Raw genomic sequence first — 16,924 nt, 5'->3', positions numbered from 1 at the left:
GTCACGCGTTGCCGCGGTCCTCGCGAAACAGATCCAGCTTCTGCTGCACCGGGCGGTCCGAGAAGCTGAACAGCACCGCGTCATCGTCCGCCTCGTGCGTCACCCATTGCCAGCTCGGCACCACGAACAGATCACGCGGGCCCCATTCGAACACGGCATCGCCGATGCGGCTGCGGCCCTTGCCTTCGATCGGGCAGAACACGGTCGCGTCGGTCGAGCGATAGCGCGCGGTCTTGAAGCCCCTGGGCAGCAGCTGGATGAAGGTGCCGATGGTCGGCATCGCGAAATCGCCGGTCTCGGGGTTGCTGAACTTCAGCTTCAGGCCGTGGCAGGCGTCCCATTCCTGGCTGGTCCTGGCCTTCTCCAGTGCCTCGCGCGTATAGGCATAGGGATAGCTGAAGATCGGCGAGGTCTTCGATGAGCGCTTCACGTCGACCGGCAGCAGATTGTGGCCGTAGCGCGCAAAGCTGTCGCCGGCGGGCCTGGTGATCTTCTGCTGGTCCTCTTTCGATCCTTCCGCGAACGAGCAGTCGAAGAACTGCACCATGGGAATGTCGAGGCCGTCGAGCCAGAACATCGGCTGGTCGGTCTCGTTGGAATGATCGTGCCAGGTCATCGACGGCGTGATGATGAAATCGCCCGGCTCCATCGCGGTGCGCTCGCCGTCGACCGTGGTGTGCGCGCCCTTGCCTTCGAGCACGAAGCGCAGCGCGGACTGGCTGTGACGATGAGCAGGCGCGACGTCGCCGGGGACCACCATCTGCACGCCGGCATAGAGCGAGGTCGTGATCTTGGACTGGCCGCGCAGGCCGGGATTCTCCAGTACCAGCACGCGCCGCTCGGCTTCCCGGGCGGTGATCAGCTTGCCGGCTTCGATCATATAGTCGCGGATGACGTCGAATTTCCACAGATGCGGCCGGCAGGCGCTCTTCGGCTCCGGCGTGATCAGATCGCTCATCACCGTCCACAGCGCGGTGAGGTTTTCGCCGTCGATCTTGTTGTAGAACGCTTCCCGTTCCGGCGTCTTGGTCACGGCTTCCATGGCGGCGCTCCCGATCGTTTGTTGATTGACAGTATACTGACGATCTAGGTACCGTCAATGCTGGCAGATGTTGTTGCTGTCATTCCGGAGCGATGCGATAGCATCGAATCCGGAATCTCGAGGTTCCGGGTTCTCGCTTCGCGAGCCCCGGAATGACGGAAAGAGGGAGGTCTTGATGAAGCTGCACGGCTATTTCCGCTCCAGCGCCGCCTATCGGGTGCGGATCGCGCTGAACCTGAAGGGCCTCAAGGCCGCGCATCTGCCGCATCATCTGCGCAAGGGCGAGCAATGCGCGCCCGCCTATCTCGCCATCAACCCGCAAGGTCTGGTGCCGGCATTGGAGAACGATGCCGGTACGGTGCTGACGCAATCGGTCGCCATCATCGAATGGCTCGACGAGACGCATCCCCGTCCGCCGCTGCTGCCGACGGATGCGCTGCAGCGCGCCAAGGTGAGGGCGTTTGCGCTGGCGATCGCCTGCGACACCCATCCGCTGCAGAATCTGAAAGTGCTGGCGCGGCTGCGCGAGCTCGGCCTGGCCGAGGACAAGGTCCAGGACTGGGCCGCCTGGGCCAACCGCGAAGGCCTGGCGGCCTGCGAGATCCTGATCAAGGACGAGCCGGGCCCGTTCTGTTTCGGCGATGCGCCGACGCTGGCCGATCTCTGTCTCGTGCCGCAGCTCGCCAATGCGCGCCGCTTCGGCGTCGACGTCTCGGCCTATCCGCGCCTGCTCGAGGCCGAAGCCGCCGCCAAGGCGCTGCCGGCGTTCGCCGAAGCTGCGCCGGAGAAGCAGCCCGATGCCGAGTAAGCCTGCCGCTCCGATCACGATCGACGCTGTCTATGCCGCGCCGGGCTATCTGTTCCGGCGCATGCAGCAGATCGCGGTCTCGATCTTCATGGAGGAGTGCAAGGCGTTCGACCTGACCCCGGTGCAATATGCGGCGCTGATCGCGATCCACACCCATCCCGGCATCGACGCCACGCGGCTGTCGGCGGTGATCGCCTTCGACCGCTCCACGCTCGGCAGCGTGATCGAGCGGCTGCAGGCCAAGGACTATGTCGAGCGCAAGCCGGCGCCCGAGGACAAGCGCATCAAGCTGCTCTATCTGACCAAGTCAGGCGCGGCGATCCTGCGCGAGATCATCCCCGCCGTCGAGCGCGCCCAGGCGCGCATGCTGGAGCCGCTGAAGCCGGCCGACCGCAAGACGCTGATGGGGCTCCTGTCGCAGCTCGTCGACCTCAACAACGAGGCCTCACGCGTGCCGCTGCGGGCCGAGGATGCGCTGGAGCATCTGGGCAAGACGGGATGAGGGGGAAGTGAGTGGGGCGACGCGCGCGCCCATGCTCAGATCTCGTAGGGTGGGCAAAGGCGCCCCTTGCGCCGTGCCCACGATCTCTCTCAAACGGATCCGAAGTCGTGGGTACGCTTCGCTTTGCCTACCCTACGATTGCGGTGCGTGGATCAGCCGTCCTCGCCTCACATTCTCAGCAGCGCCTGCCGGTCGATCTTCCCCGTGCCGGTCTTCGGCAGCTCGTCGATGAAGATGACCTCGCGCGGATATTTGTAGGGCAGCAGCCTGCCCTTCACGTAATCCTGCAGCCGCCGCGTCGTGTCACCCTGGTTGGCAGCGCGGTTGTTCATCACCACCACCGCCTTCAGCGTCATGCGGCGATCCGGCAGCTCGGCGGCAAACACCGCGCATTCGCGGATCTCGGGGTGGTCGGCAAGGCACAGCTCGACCTCGAGCGGATAGACCCATTGGCCGGAGATCTTGATCAGATCATCGGCGCGGCCGCGGAAGAAGTGGAAGCCGTCGGAATCCCTGACGAAGCGGTCGCCGGTGTAGATCCAGCCCTCCTCGCGGATGGTCTCGGCGGATTTGTCCGGCCGGTTCCAGTACAGCGGCGTGTTGGAATCGCCGCGGACCCACAGGATGCCTTCCTCGTTGTCGCCGACCTCGCGACCGTCCTTGTCGCGCAGCGCGACCTCGTAGCCGGGGACGCGCAGGCCCGCGGCGCCGAGCTTCTTCTGCCCGGGCCGGTTGGAGAGATAGATGTGCAGCACCTCGGTGGAGCCGAGGCCTTCCACGATCTCAAGGCCGGTGAGCGCCTTCCAGCCGTTGAAGACCTCGGCCGACAGCACTTCGGCGGCGGAGAGAGCCATGCGGAGCGACGAGAAGTCGGTCTTGTCCGCGCCCTCGGCCTTGGTCAGCGCCGTATACAGCGTCGGCAGGCCGAAGAAGACCGTCGGCCTGTGCTGCGCGATCGCGGCGAAGATCGCGGCGGGTTTCGGCTGGCCCGGGAGCAGCAGCGTCGCAGCTCCCGCCGAGAACGGGAAGGTGATGGAATTGCCGAAGCCGTAGGCGAAGAAGATCTTCGGCACGGAGAAGCAGATGTCGTCCGGCGTCAGCTTCAGGATGTTCTGCGCGAATGCGAGATCGCTGTAGGCCATGTCGTGCTGGAGATGCACGATGCCCTTGGGCCGGCCGGTCGAGCCGGAGGAATACATCCAGAACGCCATCTCGTTGCGATGCGTGGAGGCTTCGGCCAGTTGGGTCGGGAATTGCGCCAGCCAGTCGGCCGCCGCAACCGCTCTCGGCGCCGCGTGATCGCCCACCGCGCCGTTGGCGACGATCAGCGTATGCAGCCTGGTGTCCTTGCAGGCCTCCGCATTGAAGCGCGCGCAGAATTCGGCGTCCGCCACCGCAACTTCCGCCCCGGAATCGGCGAGATAGAATTGCAGCAGGTCGGGCGGCGTCAGCGTGTTGATCAGCAGCGGCACGAAGCCGGCCCGCACCGCGCCGAAGAACGCGGCCGGATAGGCTGGCGTGTCGTCGAGGAACAGCAGCACGCGGTCGCCGCGCTTCAGGCCGAGCGAAGCAAAGCCGTTGCCCCAGCGGCAGGCTTCCGCGCACAGCTCGGCATAGGTCCGCGTGCCCGCGGGGCCCAACAGCGCCAGCTTGTCGCCGCGGCCCTTGGCGAGGTTGTCGAACAGCACCCGGCTGGCGTTGTAGACCTCGGGAACGGCAAAGCCGATCTCGCGTGCCCCCGCGCTGTCGGCGGGCACCCGGTCGCGAATCTCGTCGCTCATGCCTCGTCTCCGCCGTTGTTTCCACCCTTGGCCGCTTCGTAACGGGCCATGAAGGCCGGCGACATCGCACGCAGCCGGGAATCGTCGATACGGCCGGAGCGGGTGATGTAGCTGTAGGCGAAATCCATCAGCGAAAGCTTCATGTGTTGGGCGAAGTGCTCGTACCAGAACGCCGAGGTGCGCGCGGCGTTGACGAGCTTCTGCACCACCGGCTTGCGCGCGGCCTGGTAGCGATGCAGGGCGGTCGCAAGATGCGCATCCGATTCCAGCGCCTTGACCAGCGCGATGGCGTCCTCGATGGCAAGCCGCGTGCCCGAGCCGATCGAGAAATGCGCCGAGTGCAGGGCGTCGCCGAGCAGCACCATGTTCTTGAACGACCAATGCTCGTTCCAGACCCAGGGGAAGTTGCGCCAGACCGATTTGTTGGAGACGAGGCAATGGCCGCCAAGCGTGTCCGCGAACACTTCCTCACAGACGCCCTTGGACTGCTCGACGTCCTTGTAGGCGAAGCCATAGGCCTGCCAGGTCGCGTGGTCGCATTCGACCAGGAAGGTGCTCATGGCCGGCGAGTAGCGGTAATGATGGGCGTTGAAGGCGCCGCGGTCGGTCTTCACGAAGGTCTGCGACAGCGTGTCGAAGCGCTTCGAGGTGCCGTACCAGACGAACTTGTTGGAGGAGTAGGACAGCGAGGTGCCGAAATCGCCCTCATAGGCGCGGCGCACAAGCGAGTTCAGGCCGTCGGCGGCGACGATCAAATCGTGGCCATGGAGCTGGTCGATGGCGTGAATCTGCGTGTCGAAGCGGGGCGTGACGCCGACGTCGAGCGCGCGCTGCTGCAGGAATCGCAGCAGCTCCAGCCGCCCGATCGAGGAGAAGCCGACCCCGTCGATGGCGACGCTGTCGCCGCCGAGGTTCAGCGTGATGTTCTCCCAGCTCTCCATGTGCGGCGCGATCGCGTCGACCGTCTCGGGGTCGTCGGCGCGCAGGAATTCCAGCGCCTGGTCGGAGAACACCACGCCAAAGCCCCAGGTCGCGTCGGCCGGGTTCTGCTCGAACAGGTCGACTTGGTCCTCGGGATGACGCTTCTTCCAGAGATAGGCGAAGTAGAGCCCACCGGGCCCCCCGCCAATCACGGCGATCCGCAACGTCTGCCTCCCTAATTGACAGTATGCTTACTATCTAGAGGTAGACTAATGTGCTCCGGCGTCCGGCGCCAGCGGAATTATCCGCCGAGCGGGCGCCGAAACTCATCGTCGGACACACGTTTTGCGAGCATCCGAACCGTTAGATCCGAATCATAGCCAAACCGCGCCGGCTTGGCTATTCGCGGGTCAGGCGGGCTATCGCGCCGCGAATCGCGCCAGCACGTCCCTGCACGCCGGTGACAGCGACGCGGCATTGCTGGCCAGACACTGAACGATGCGGCCGCCGCCGGCCTCGACGCCGGCGCAGATGGTGCGGATGTCGGCGCCGCAGGCCGATTGGGCGACGAACAGCTGTTCGCGCGGCCGCAAGGGACGCAGCACGAGCACGGTCGGCGCCGCGGCAGGCGCGGCTGCCGCGCCCCCCGGCGGCGCAGCGGTGGCGGCCGCGCCAGCACCGGTCGCAGCGCTCACGGCCTTCTCGCAGGCTGGCGAGACCTTGGCCTTATTCTTCTCCAGACATTCGAGCGCGGCCGTTCCGCCGGGCGGCACGCTGGCGCAGACCTTGGGATAATCGCCGCGGCAGGAGCTCTTGATCGCAGCAAGCTGCGCGCTGCTGGGCTGCTTGGGCGCGGCGGCCTTCGGCGCCGGTGGCGCTGCGGCCGGCTTCGCAGCGGGAGCGGATTCAGCCTTCGGTGCGGCAGGTGCCGTCGCCGGCTCGGCTTTGGGGGCCGCTTCCTTGACCGTTTCCTTGGGTGCAGCTTCGGTCTTCGGCGGAGTGGGCGCCGCTTCGGTCTTCGGCGCCGCCGGCGGAGCGATCGCGCGAACCGCGGTTTGGCATCCCGACGAGAGGCTCGACAGGTTCTTCTGCAGACATTGAACCGCTTCGGCGCCACCAGGCGTCACGCTCGAGCAATGCGCCATGAAGTCCGAGCGGCACGCGGACCGGATGGCGCTCTTCTGGGCGTCGGTCGGCGCTTGCGCGAACGCTCCTGTTGCAGTTGCGAACAGTGCCGCCGCCAGCAACGCCTTGCGCGTTGCGACTTGTTTCAACGTGTTGACCATCCGGATGAATTCCTGCCCCTGTCGATATTGTTCGACGCTTTATCAAGGTCGCGCGCAATCGTCGCGAGTGATGCTTCGCGAGCGATATCATTGGCCGCTTCGGCTGCTACCGCAAGCAGATTGTGACGCCGCGATGACGATGTGCCGGCGTGGTCAGAGCCTGACCATGCGCTTGCCGCGGTTCTCGCCGGCGAGCAATCCGATCAGCGCCTTCGGCGTATTCTCGAGGCCGGCGATGATGTCTTCCTGCACCTTCAGCTTGCCGGACTTGACCCAGGCCTGGAGATCGGCGAGCGCGCGCTGGCTCTCCTTCATGTAGTCCATCACGATGAAGCCCTGCATGACGAGCCGCTTCACCACGATCAGTCCCGGCACGCCGCGCGGGCCGTGCGCTGCGGGCACGCCGTCATATTGCGAGATCGCGCCGCAGCAGGCGATGCGGCCGTAATTGTTCATCTGCGGCAGGCAGGCTTCGAGAATGTCGCCGCCGACATTGTCGAAATAGACGTCGATGCCATCAGGAGCAGCCGCACGCAGCGCCTTGAACAATGAACCGTCTTTGTAATCGACGGCGGCATCGAAGCCGAGCTCGGAGGTGAGCCAGTTGCACTTGTCGGCGCCGCCTGCGATGCCGATGACGCGGCATCCCCTGATCTTGGCGATCTGCCCGACGATGGAGCCGACCGAGCCCGCCGCCGCCGAGACCACCACGGTCTCCCCCTCCTTGGGCTTGCCAATATCGAGCAGGCCGAAATAGGCGGTGAGGCCGGCGATGCCGAACACGCTGAGCAGATGCGTCATCGGCTCGAGCTTCGGCATCTTGGTGAGATGCTTCGCCGGCACCGCGGCGTATTCCTGCCAGCCGGCGTCGCCGAACACGATGTCGCCGGCAGCCAGGTCCGGCGCCTTCGAGCTGACGACCTCGGCGATGGCGCCGCCGGCCATCACGCTGTTGGCCTCGACCGCGGAGCGATAGGTCGCCCCGTGCATCCAGGCGCGGTTGGCGGCGTCGAGTGAAATGTATCGCACGCGCAGCAGGGCTTCGCCGTCTTTCGGTTCCGGCATTGCGCCGTCGATCATCCTGAAATGCTCGAGGCCGAGCTTGCCGCCGGGTTTTTCGACCAGCAGGATCTGGCGATTGGCGTTGCCGCTCATGGCGTTTCCCTCATTGATGTCTTGACGATGATTGTGCAGCCGCCGCAAACGAGACGTGCGAGCCGCATGTGTTGCGCGCCGCACGAAGGCTAGAGCGCCGCGTTCGCTTTCACAACGGGAACATCCTGCCAACGGCTGGACACCAGGGCCGCCTCGTCCCGACGAAATCTGGTCTTGCATCACCGCGCATCGCCGCAGCCGGCCAAACTCCCAGCGATCGCGCCGGCTCGTGTCTGCCGGTGAAAGTCCGCAAATCCATGCGCTGCTGCATGTAAAGCTGCCCCGCCACCAGTGTCACGGCCGTACAGGCGAGAGCGAACATCGCCAAAGCCAATTGGTGCGCTTCGTTCCTGTCCGCAGTCCGAAAGATGGGAGTCGCGGATTTCTTGTTGCGAAGCGGACGGTGCGACGTTGACGTTGCAACTTCGGAGGTTGAATTCTCTCCGGCAGACTACTTAGGGGACTCGCCCTAAGATAAGCCGCTCAATCGCGCGGCCCGGCGGTTCCGTTTAACAATGCCTTGCGGAACAGAGTTCGGAGAGCCCAATGAATCATTCGATTTATAGCGCCGACCGCGCCACTCACGCGCGGATCGTCATCGTCGCGCTGCTGGTTGGTACGGCCGTCGCCGGTCTTGCCGTTTCCCTCCACGCCGGCGCGAGAACCGTATCGATCGAGAGAACCGCCGTATTCAAGCCTGGCAAGCCGGTGGTTCTGAGCGCTTTGTCCATCGTCGCCGCTCCCTGACCCGGAGATCCGCGATGCGAGTGAGCAGAATCGAGAGCGGCGTTGCCACCGAGCCGTTTGACCCGGCATTTTGGTCCGTCGCAGTCGTCCTCAGCGGGGCGGTCGTCTTTCTCGCCTGCCTGATCTAGCGGACCGGGAGCCTGTCGGCGGCCGATGCGGTCTTGCGAGAATCGCAGCGTGCGCGTCGCCGTATCTCTTTGTTGTTTGCGCTGGCGCAACCGATACGAGCAGGACGTGCGATAACGTCTTGGAGCCTGACGGCTCTCTCTGAAACTCGATGCAGTTGCCGGGGTAACGAGGCTCGGTATTCCGGGCCTCGTTCCATTTTGCCGATTGGCTATCGCAGGATATCGGCGGCCGGCGCTGGCGGCTCAGTGCTCTGGCTCGAACACCCGGTCCAGCGCCGCGTCGTACGTCGCTTGCACCAGCTCCGGATGCAGCTTCGCCAGGGCCTCCATCATCACGCCGGAATTGATCTCGAGCACGCGCCATGCACCGTCGACGCGAACCACGTCGATCGACGCAAAGACAATGCCGATGGCGCGCGCGGCGTCGACCGCGAGCTTGACGCAGGCCGTGCGGACATCGCCATCCTCGAGCAGCATCGGCCTTGCGCCGGCATCGAGATTGTGTCGCCAATCCGTGCCGCGCCGCTTGCTGTAGACGACGCGCGGCACGTCATCCAGCAGCACCACACGCACCTCGTCCTCGATCGCGACATAGGGCGTGATCACGAGTCCGGTGCTCATCGAGAAGACCTCATTGGCCGCGCGGTCGAGTTCTGCCTCGGTCGCCACCTTGAACACCGAGCGGCCCGATGTTCCCTCGTTCGGCTTCACCACCACCCCTTGCGGATTGTCGCCAAGCAGCTCGAGCATGGCCTCCCGCCAGCCGGCGCCGACCACGTTGCTGCCCAGCTTCGGATTGAGGAAGAGCTGGTGCGGAATGCAGGGCACGAGCTCCAGCCTCAGCACCTCGGCAGTGGCCGATTTGTCGTTGGCGAGACGGTGCGCGATCGCGCTGTTGAGGCCGATGTCGTAACCGAAGGCGAAGCGGCGCTTTTGGCCCCGGCGCATCGCGATCAGCCAGCCGCCGGCACGGACATCGACGGCGATGCCGTGGTCCGTGCAATAGCGCCGGATCGCCTGCACGAAGATGCGCTCGCCGCCTGCCAAATCGCCTGTCATGTCTTGTCGTTCCCCGTCGCCGAAAGCCGCAAAAATGCGGGCAACGGCGTCAATCGCGCGGAAAATCAGAGCTATTCTTAATGAAATTCTTGCGAGCGCGACGGAAATTAAGTGCTGCAATCGAGCCCCGGAGGGAAAAGAAATTGCCTGTCCTGCAGGCGAGGCAGCAGATTCATTAATGATGCGTCCAATTCCGCCGCAAATGCCGGTTTGATCGGCATCAATTGCCGCCGAAACGAGGTTGATTATTGGTCTCAATGGCGTAGATCACACACGCGAAATCCTCCGCCATGGCAATGGTGTCCGCCCTGTGTTCGGGGCTGGGCAACGCTGTTGCCCGAAAACCGCAATAATTCGGAATATCGAAAATCATGAGCGCGTTTTACCGAGAGAAGGTTCTTTCCGTTCAGCACTGGACCGACACGCTGTTCAGCTTCCGCGCCACGCGCGACACCGGCTTCCGCTTCCAGAACGGCCAGTTCGCCATGATCGGCCTCGAAGTCGACGGCCGTCCGCTGCTGCGCGCCTACAGCATGGCGAGCGCCAATCACGAGGAAGAGCTCGAGTTCTTCTCGATCAAGGTGCAGGACGGCCCGCTGACCTCGCGCCTGCAGAAGATCAAGGAAGGCGACACCATCCTGGTCGGCCGCAAGGCGACCGGCACGCTGATCACCGACAACCTGCTTCCCGGCAAGCGGCTGATGCTGCTCTCGACCGGCACCGGCCTTGCCCCGTTCGCGAGCCTGATCAAGGATCCCGAGGTCTACGAGCAGTTCGAGTCCATCGTGCTGGTGCATGGCTGCCGCCAGGTCTCCGAACTCGCCTATGGTGAGAAGCTCGTCGCCACCTTGCGCGAGGACGAGCTGTTCGGCGAGCTGCTCGCGGACAAGCTCGTCTACTATCCGACCGTGACCCGCGAGCCGTTCAAGAACCGCGGCCGCATCACCGACCTCATCAGCTCCGAGCAGATCTTCAACGACATCGGGCAATCGCCGCTCGACATCGCGACCGACCGCATCATGATGTGCGGCAGCCCGGCGATGCTGGAGGAGCTGAAGGTGATGTTCGAGAGCCGCGACTTCATCGAGGGCAGCGGCAACAAGCCCGGCCATTTCGTGATCGAGAAGGCGTTCGTCGAGCGGTAACCGCCGCACGCCATCGTGCCGAACGCCTAATTATCCACTCAGCTGTCGTCCCGGGTCGGCGCTTACGCTTGCCCGGGACGACAACTGAATATGTGGAAGTGCGTGCGTCCCACTGGCGACCCATCGCGGCGTCTGCTCAGGATCGACTGCCGCCTCCATCCCGCCCCTCTGCTGCACCGCAAAACCGCCATCAGGCTGATTGATTTGTCTCGGCCGAATTCGCTAGCCTGAAACAAGGGCCGCGTCATATCCGTATGACCGGTGGAGGCGTATTGTAGCGCCTTCTGGCGAGAGGATCGGATCGTGGCCGAGGACAACAAGACGCAGCAAGCCCCCAAACGCCTGCCGCTGGCGGAAGAGGGGATCATGGAGACCCTGCTGCTGCCTTTCTCGCCGCGCTTCATCGTGCTGACGATCTGCGCGGTCGTCACCGCGCTCCTGATCGGTATCGGCCTCGCCGACCGCAAGATCTTCGACATCATGCTGGTGCCGATCCTGATCTTCGGCGCGCTGACGCTGCTCGGCGTGCGCGATCTCCTGCAGAAGAGCCACGCGGTGCTGCGCAATTATCCGATCTCCGCGCATATCCGCTTCCTGCTCGAAGAAATCCGGCCCGAGATGCGGCAATATTTCTTCGAGAGCGAGAAGGACGGCATGCCGTTCTCGCGCGACACCCGCGCGGTGGTCTATCAGCGCGCCAAGATGGAGCTCGACAAGCGCCCGTTCGGCACCCAGGAGGACGTCTACCGCGAGGGCTATGAGTGGATGCACCATTCGGTCTCGCCGAAGACGCATGCCCAGGAGAAATTCCGCATCACCATCGGCGGTCCCGATTGCAAGAAGCCCTATTCGGCCTCGGTTTTCAACATCTCCGCGATGAGCTTCGGCGCGCTCAGCCCCAACGCGGTGCGGGCGCTCAATGCCGGCGCCAAGAAGGGCGGCTTCGCGCACGACACCGGGGAGGGTGGCGTCAGCCCCTATCACCGCGAGATGGGCGGCGACATCATCTGGGAGATCGGCTCCGGCTATTTCGGCTGCCGTCATCTCGACGGCACCTTCGATCCCGAGGCGTTCGCGCGCGTCGCGAGCGACGACCAGATCAAGATGGTCGAGCTCAAGGTCAGTCAGGGCGCCAAGCCCGGCCACGGCGGCGTGCTGCCGGCGGCAAAGGTCTCGGAGGAGATCTCCAAGATCCGCGGCGTCGCGATGGGCGAGGACTGCATCTCGCCGGCCTCGCACCGCGCGTTCTCCACCCCGTCAGGGATGATGCAGTTCATCGCCGAGATGCGCCGTCTCTCGGGCGGCAAGCCGGCCGGCTTCAAGCTCTGCATCGGCCATCCCTGGGAATTCCTGGCGATCTGCAAGGCGATGCTCGAGACCGGCATCTATCCGGACTTCATCGTCGTCGACGGCAATGAAGGCGGCACCGGTGCGGCGCCGCTGGAATTCATGGATCATCTGGGCATGCCGATGCGCGAGGGCGTCAGTTTCGTCCACAACGCGCTGATCGGCATCAATGCGCGCGACCGCATCAAGATCGGGGCATCCGGCAAGATCGCGACCGCCTTCGACATGGCGCGCGCTATGGCGATCGGCGCAGACTATTGCAACTCGGCGCGAGGCTTCATGTTCTCGCTCGGCTGCATCCAGTCGCTGAGCTGTCACACCGACCGCTGTCCGACCGGGGTGGCGACGCAGGATCCGACACGCGCGCGTGCGCTCTACGTGCCGCTGAAGATCGACCGTGTGCACAATTATCACCACGCGACGTTGCATTCGCTGACCGAGCTGATCGCCGCGGCCGGCCTCGAGCATCCGCAGCAGCTGCGACCGATCCATTTCAGCCAGCGGACCTCGACGACCCAGGTGCGATCCTTTGCCCAGCTCTATCCGGAGCTGCGCCCGGGCGAGCTGCTCGAAGGCACCGCGGACCCGCGCTTCAGCGACGCCTGGCGCCTGGCACGGGCGGACACGTTCCAGCCGGCGCTGTAGCAGTTGCCCCACCGCGATACCGGCGTGCGCAAGGTGCGGCGGGAGCGCGGCGGGCTTTTAACGGTTGGTTCAACTTTGGGTGTAAGTTGGACCCATGGACGAACGGCGCGACAAGGCAAGGCATCGCGTGCTGAAGGCCGGAACGATCGAGTTCGGCGGCGGCGCGATCGACTGCACCGTGCGCAACCTGTCCGACACCGGCGCCGCGCTCGACGTCACCAGCCCGCTCGGCATTCCCGAGCGTTTCATCCTGTTCGTTCCGGCGGATGCAACGCATCTGTCATGCACCGTGGTCTGGCGCAAGGAGAAGCGGATTGGCGTGAGGTTCGGGTGAGGTGAGTTGGGCGCGAGTGCGTGCTGCAAGCTCAACTGTCATCCCGGACAAGCGCAGCGGAGCGGAGCGCAGATCCGGGATCCATACCGCGTGATCTATCGGTCGCAGTTGGTAGCAATACCGAACGGCTAGCTTTCGCCCAATCACGTCCCGGGAGTATGGGTCCCGGATCTGCGCGCGCTCAGGGTGCGCTTGTCCGGGACGACGAGCGGAGATGGATGCGGCAGCATGCGCCGCACCTGCGTACGCATTCGCGCTCTCGCTCAATTCACCCAGTCTCGACCTCGCTCAACCGGCTCGCCAGGATCTTGTCGATCCTCCGCCCGTCGAGATCGACCACCTCGATATGCCAATCGCCGAAGTCGAAGGCGTCGCCGGCCTCGGGCAGCGCGCTGAATTGTTGTAGCACGAGGCCCGCCACCGTGTTGTAGCGGTGCGGCGGCAATTCGATGCCGAGCAGATCGCCGAATTCGTCGACCGGCATCCAGCCGGAGATCAGGAACGAATCATCTGCGCGCCTGATATAGGCCGGCTCCGGCGGTCCCGCTTCGGAATGGAAGGCGCCGACGATCGACTCGAGGATGTCGGTGGCCGTCACCATGCCCTCGAAGCCACCGTATTCGTCGTAGACGAAACCGACATGAACCGGAGCGGTCCTCAGAATCGTCAGCACGTCGCGCGCGTCCGCCGACGCCGGGATGCCGGGCGCTTCGCGCACCAGCGCGCGCAGGTCGGGACTGCGTTCGTTCATATAGGCGACCAGCAGGTCCTTGGCCTGCAGCACGCCGATCGGCTTGTCGCGGTCGCCGTCGGAGACGGGAAAGCGCGAGTGCGGGCTGTTGGCGATGATCTCGCGAATCTCCTCAGGCGGGGCGCTCAGGTCGATCTCGTCGACCTCCGTGCGCGGCGTCATGACCGCGCCGGCCGGCCGGTCGCCGAGCCGCATCACGCCGGCGATCATCTCCTTCTCGCCGGGCTCGAGCACGCCTGCATTCTCGGCCTCGCTGACAAGATGATGGATCTCGTCCTCCGAGACCTTCTCCTCGGCCTTGCCGCCGCGGCCGAGCAAGGTGAGGATCAGCTTGCCGGAGACGTCGAGCAGAAACACCAGCGGCAGCGAGACCTTCGCGAGCACGTGCATCGCGGGGGCGACCCTCACCGCGATGCTTTCGGGGTCGCGCAGCGCCACCTGTTTCGGCACCAGCTCGCCGACGATCAGGGTGGCGTAGGTGATGAGGGTGACGACGAGGCCGACGCCGACGATGTCGGCAATGCCCTTGGAGAAGCCGAGCTCGAGCAGCCATTGCGTCAAGCGCTGTCCGAGCGTCGCGCCCGAGAACGCGCCGGAGAGCACCCCGACCAGCGTGATGCCGATCTGCACCGTCGAGAGGAATTTGCCGGGATCGGCCGCCAGCGCCAGTGCCCGCTCGGCGCCGCGCACGCCCTTGGCCGCCAGCAGCGACAGCCGCGCCGGACGTGACGAGACCACGGCCAGCTCGGACATGGACAGCAGGCCATTGATCACGATCAGGACGACGACGATGACGAGTTCGAGCGAGAGCATTGCGATTCCAAGGTAAGGGGGTGTGGCCGCATGATCGGCACTGCCTCGATATAGGTATTCAGAGCGGAAATGCCGTCAATTTTACCGCCTCCGCTGCCGGGCGGAACCCAAAGCGACGCAGTCCTCCCCGGGATCCGCGACGGCCTGACACTCCGCGGAACTACGGAGCGATGCTTAACGCCCCCTTCATGGCCGGCAGCTAGGTTTTCGACATAGCAGAAATGTAGTCGGGAGACCCAAGATGCGAATCGGGAAGCTTTTTGCACTGTCGATGCTGACGGTGACGGTCTTTGCGGTCGTCCTCGGCGCCGAGGTGCTGATACCCCAGACGCGCATCTTCACGAACCGCTCCGACGCGATCAAGACGGTCGACGCCTTCGGTGCGATGTTGACCGTCAGCCAGCACGTCGCCGGACTTCGTGCGCCCTACATCTCCCCGATCTTCCAGGAAGGCGCTGCGACACCGGCCCAGATCGAAGTTACCGGGAAGGCCGCCAAAGCGGCCGATGCCGGATTCGAGGCGGCAAGGCGCGCCATCATGGTGCTCGATGACAGCGCAGGGATGATCGACGCCCTGGATCGCGCCGCCCGACGGCTCAAGGACGTCTACACGGCGGCAGATCGCGCGATGAGTGTCCCCCTGGCGGCGCGCGACAGCGCTGTGGTCAAGGGCTTCCTTCCCGCCGTTGCCGAGGTCATCAGCAACATCGAGCCGATCATGAACCAGCTCGAAGGCCAGGTCGTCAACGCCGATTCCTCGCTGGCAGCGCTCCTCAGCCTGGCGCGAACCGCGCAGGATCTGCGTGTCTCGGCCGGCAGCCGCGCCGCCACCTTGTCGCCGGCGTTGTCGGCACGCCGACCGCTGCAGGCGGCCGAAATCTCGTTGATGGACCGCATGCAGGGACGCGTCGAAGCCGACCGCGAGCGCATCGAGGCCGGCATGCAGCAGCTCGGCAATCCGCCCCGGATCGCCGCCGCGCTGAAGGCGGCGACGGAGTCCTATTTCGGAAAAGCAGGCCCGGTCGTGGATCAGGAGATGTCCGCGGCCCGCGGCGACGGCAAGTATGGCGTCAACGCCGAGGAGCTGGCGAAGGTCATCGTTCCTGCCATCCAAATGTTCTACGGCGTGCGCGACGCCGCGCTGGCCGAAGCGGCCGAGCGCGCCACGGCGGCGCGGAACGGCGCCCTCGCGATGCTCGCGCTGGCCGGCGTCGCCGTGCTGGCCCTGCTCGGAACGCTCGGTGGCGTCACCATGATGCTGCGCAAGCGCGTGGTGACCCCGCTCGGCCGGATCGCGGACGTGATCGGAACGCTCGCCGCCGGACGGCACGATGTCGAGATCCCCACGACCGGTCGCGACGACGAGATCGGCCAGGTGGCGGGCTCGCTGCAGCACTTCAAGGATTCGCTGCTCGCCAAGAAGGCCGCCGACGAGGCCGCTGCGGCCGAGGCCGAGGCCAAGCTCCGGCGCAGCCAGCGCATGGATCAGATCGCGCGCGAGTTCGAAGCCATGATCGGCGATGTGATCAACACGGTGTCGTCGGCCTCGTCCGAGCTGGAAGCATCCGCGGGCACGCTGACGAGCACGGCCGATCAATCGGAGAAGGTCACCGCAACCGTCGCGGCCGCTTCCGAGCAGGCCTCCACCAACGTGCAGACCGTTGCCGCGGCGGCCGAGGAGATGGCCTCGTCGGTCGACGAGATCAGCCGCCAGGTGCAGGATTCCGCGCGCATCGCCGGCGAGGCGGTGCAGCAGGCGGGGCGGACCAACGACCATGTCGGCGAGCTCGCCAAGGCCGCAGGGCGGATCGGAGATGTCGTCGAGCTGATCAGCCAGATCGCGGGCCAGACCAATCTTCTCGCCCTCAACGCCACCATCGAGGCGGCGCGCGCCGGCGAGGCTGGGCGCGGCTTTGCCGTCGTCGCCTCCGAGGTCAAGGCGCTCGCCGAGCAGACCGCCAAGGCGACCGGCGAGATCAGCCAGCAGATCTCGGGAATCCAGACCGCGACGGAGGAGTCCGTCGGCGCCATCAAGGCGATCGGCGACACCATCACCCGCATGTCGGAGATCGCTTCCGCGATCGCCTCGGCGGTCGAGGAGCAGGGCGCGGCGACGCGGGAGATTTCCCGCAACGTGCAGCAGGCCGCACGCGGCACCCAGCAGGTCTCCGCCAGCATCGTCGACGTGCAGCGCGGCGCCAGCCAGACCGGCTCGGCCTCGGCCAACGTGCTCACGTCCGCGAGATCGCTGTCCGGCGAGAGCAGCCGTCTCAAGGTCGAGGTCGGCAAGTTCCTGGACGCGATCCGCGCGGCGTAGGTTCACCTCTCCCGCTTGCGGGCAGGGCAATCGCATATGGGAGCGATCTCGCCCGTGGCCATCCTTCGAGACGCCCGCCGTTGGCGGACCCTCAGGATGAGGGCGGAACGTGCGGCTGCAGTTTCAACGAATACTGATGTTGC

General features: G+C 65.3%; 14 protein-coding genes. 7 read left to right on the top strand and 7 right to left on the bottom strand.

The window, feature by feature from the left end:
* Window position 1: 1 nt before the first annotated feature.
* Window positions 2–1,042 carry a gentisate 1,2-dioxygenase gene (gene gtdA, locus DCM80_RS10145; protein WP_257196831.1) on the bottom strand — a complete coding sequence of 347 codons (1,041 nt, stop codon included), beginning with the start codon at window positions 1,040–1,042 and terminating at the stop codon, window positions 2–4.
* 175 nt (window positions 1,043–1,217) lie between these two features.
* Here gtdA and maiA point away from each other — a divergent pair, with 175 nt between their 5' ends.
* The gene (maiA, locus tag DCM80_RS10140) at window positions 1,218–1,850 is read left to right on the top strand and encodes a maleylacetoacetate isomerase (RefSeq protein WP_257196829.1); all 633 of its coding nucleotides are present in this window, start codon (window positions 1,218–1,220) and stop codon (window positions 1,848–1,850) included.
* Window positions 1,840–2,352, top strand: coding sequence for a MarR family winged helix-turn-helix transcriptional regulator (locus DCM80_RS10135; RefSeq protein ID WP_257196827.1), 513 nt, complete (start codon window positions 1,840–1,842; stop codon window positions 2,350–2,352). The genes maiA and DCM80_RS10135 overlap by 11 nt, the downstream gene beginning before the upstream one ends.
* Before the next feature lie 167 nt (window positions 2,353–2,519).
* Here DCM80_RS10135 and DCM80_RS10130 read toward each other — a convergent pair whose 3' ends face one another.
* The 4 genes from DCM80_RS10130 to DCM80_RS10115 all read right to left on the bottom strand — a co-directional run bounded on the left by DCM80_RS10130 (window position 2,520) and on the right by DCM80_RS10115 (window position 7,495).
* Complete coding sequence (locus DCM80_RS10130) at window positions 2,520–4,133, bottom strand: benzoate-CoA ligase family protein (RefSeq protein WP_257196826.1); 1,614 nt, start codon at window positions 4,131–4,133, stop codon at window positions 2,520–2,522.
* On the bottom strand, window positions 4,130–5,278 hold the full coding sequence (locus DCM80_RS10125; protein WP_257196825.1) for an FAD-dependent monooxygenase: 1,149 nt from the start codon (window positions 5,276–5,278) through the stop codon (window positions 4,130–4,132). Before DCM80_RS10125 ends, DCM80_RS10130 begins: the two co-directional genes overlap by 4 nt.
* Before the next feature lie 195 nt (window positions 5,279–5,473).
* Complete coding sequence (locus DCM80_RS10120) at window positions 5,474–6,340, bottom strand: cysteine rich repeat-containing protein (RefSeq protein WP_257196824.1); 867 nt, start codon at window positions 6,338–6,340, stop codon at window positions 5,474–5,476.
* A gap of 153 nt (window positions 6,341–6,493) precedes the next feature.
* Window positions 6,494–7,495, bottom strand: coding sequence for an NADP-dependent oxidoreductase (locus DCM80_RS10115; protein ID WP_257196823.1), 1,002 nt, complete (start codon window positions 7,493–7,495; stop codon window positions 6,494–6,496).
* A 546-nt stretch (window positions 7,496–8,041) separates the two neighbouring features.
* Here DCM80_RS10115 and DCM80_RS10110 point away from each other — a divergent pair.
* Window positions 8,042–8,242 (top strand): hypothetical protein, encoded by a 201-nt coding sequence (locus DCM80_RS10110; RefSeq protein WP_257196822.1) that lies wholly within the window; start codon window positions 8,042–8,044, stop codon window positions 8,240–8,242.
* Between the two features lie 371 nt (window positions 8,243–8,613).
* On the opposite strand, the gene DCM80_RS10105 is transcribed toward DCM80_RS10110, so the two are convergent.
* Window positions 8,614–9,417: a RimK family alpha-L-glutamate ligase gene (locus DCM80_RS10105; RefSeq protein ID WP_257197919.1), complete on the bottom strand. Its 804-nt coding sequence runs from the start codon at window positions 9,415–9,417 to the stop codon at window positions 8,614–8,616.
* Window positions 9,418–9,800: 383 nt separating this feature from the next.
* On the opposite strand from DCM80_RS10105, the gene DCM80_RS10100 reads away from it, so the two are divergent.
* The 3 genes from DCM80_RS10100 (at window position 9,801) to DCM80_RS10090 (ending at window position 12,900) form a co-directional block, all read left to right on the top strand.
* On the top strand, window positions 9,801–10,574 hold the full coding sequence (locus tag DCM80_RS10100; RefSeq protein ID WP_028133978.1) for a ferredoxin--NADP reductase: 774 nt from the start codon (window positions 9,801–9,803) through the stop codon (window positions 10,572–10,574).
* 303 nt (window positions 10,575–10,877) lie between these two features.
* Entirely contained in the window at window positions 10,878–12,566 is a 1,689-nt protein-coding gene (locus DCM80_RS10095; protein WP_373569398.1) for an FMN-binding glutamate synthase family protein, read from the top strand.
* 94 nt (window positions 12,567–12,660) lie between these two features.
* The gene (locus DCM80_RS10090) at window positions 12,661–12,900 is read left to right on the top strand and encodes a PilZ domain-containing protein (protein ID WP_257196821.1); all 240 of its coding nucleotides are present in this window, start codon (window positions 12,661–12,663) and stop codon (window positions 12,898–12,900) included.
* Between the two features lie 268 nt (window positions 12,901–13,168).
* Here DCM80_RS10090 and DCM80_RS10085 read toward each other — a convergent pair whose 3' ends face one another.
* Complete coding sequence (locus DCM80_RS10085) at window positions 13,169–14,464, bottom strand: hemolysin family protein (RefSeq protein ID WP_257196820.1); 1,296 nt, start codon at window positions 14,462–14,464, stop codon at window positions 13,169–13,171.
* Window positions 14,465–14,705: 241 nt separating this feature from the next.
* On the opposite strand from DCM80_RS10085, the gene DCM80_RS10080 reads away from it, so the two are divergent.
* Window positions 14,706–16,781 (top strand): methyl-accepting chemotaxis protein, encoded by a 2,076-nt coding sequence (locus tag DCM80_RS10080; RefSeq protein ID WP_257196819.1) that lies wholly within the window; start codon window positions 14,706–14,708, stop codon window positions 16,779–16,781.
* The last annotated feature ends 143 nt before the right edge of the window (window positions 16,782–16,924 follow it).

The organism is Bradyrhizobium sp. WBOS08 (genome assembly GCF_024585125.1).
GTDB lineage: Bacteria > Pseudomonadota > Alphaproteobacteria > Rhizobiales > Xanthobacteraceae > Bradyrhizobium > Bradyrhizobium japonicum_B.
This window is presented reverse-complemented; position numbering and strand designations above follow the sequence as displayed.